At 57.5% G+C, this 1,094-nt stretch carries 1 protein-coding gene; it reads right to left on the bottom strand.

Translation table 11 applies throughout. From position 1 onward, the window contains the following. A partial coding sequence (locus tag F1529_RS17505) for an IS110 family transposase (RefSeq protein ID WP_155137865.1) occupies positions 1–905 on the bottom strand: 905 nt, incomplete at its 3' end. Between the last annotated feature and the right edge of the window lie 189 nt (positions 906–1,094).

The raw sequence follows: 1,094 nt of genomic DNA, 5'->3' as shown, positions 1-1,094 counted from the left end.
GCGCCCAGCGCTGACATCTTTCGTTTACCTGCAGCACACAGCCGTTGATATTGCCGCCGGATGCTGGGGTTATGCCGCATCGCCACAACGGCCCCCATATACAACTTCTGCCGCAAGGCTGGATCTCCATTTTTCGAGAGTCGCGGTGCGTGTCTGACCGAACTGCCCGAGGTCCACTCCACCGGCACTAGACCCATGAAGGCCGCCACTTGTCGGCCGCTTTTGAAGCGCCTTGATCGCAGCGTCACCAGTAAATGCACCGACAGCACCTCGCCGATACCCGGAATGCTTTCCAGCAAGCGCCTGTCGCGCTTGAGACCATCATGGCGATCAATATGGTCATCCACTTCCTTGACCAGTCTTTTGGCCTCCCGTCGCAGCAACGCCAGCACATGCGTAATCGAGTGCTCCGCTTGCGTGTCACGGTTGAACTGCGCCTTTTCTAACCGGTTCTGTTCGCGCTGAATGTCCTTCTGCACAGTCTCCAGGCGTTTGGCCAGTTGCCTGAGGGTCCGCACTTCCTCTGGCTCAGGCTGCCAAGGCGTCAGCTCAGGGTTCGCCTGCGCAAAATGCGCAATCCGTTTGCTGTCTTTCTTGTCACTCTTGCCTTGATCGCCCAGGGAACGGGCGTAATAACGCACGCGGGCAGGGTTCAGCACGTAGACCGTCACGCCTGCTTGGTGCAGCCAGTACGCCAGGGGCTCGTGATAGATCCCCGTCGCTTCCAGATACACTTGGAGGTCGCCTGCCTCCTCGTTGGTTTGTTTGAGCAACCAAGCCAGCAGCGCGGGATAGTGATCGTGGGCATTGGGAAATACCCGGGTTTTTACCTTGCCGGCCTGTGCATCACGCAACCAGCATAGATCGAGCTTTTTCTTACTGACATCAATACCGATGGTAGCCATCTCTCCACTTCTCCTTGTTCGTGCAGCCTCATCCGGTCAACGGAGGGCTCGGATACCGTTCAAGTTTTGAGAGAAATGCTGGCGGGACCTATCTACATCACAGGCTCAGGGCCTCAGGTCGACTACGGGTTACCCGCCAGCAGTGGCGAAAGGGTAGCAAATCCTTCCACCGGAGAGACACAAGGTCGA

Origin of the sequence: Alcanivorax sp. VBW004 (assembly GCF_009718865.1) — a bacterium.
GTDB lineage: Bacteria > Pseudomonadota > Gammaproteobacteria > Pseudomonadales > Alcanivoracaceae > Alcanivorax.
Note: the sequence above shows the minus strand (reverse complement) of the source record. Positions and strands in the feature narration are given on the sequence as shown.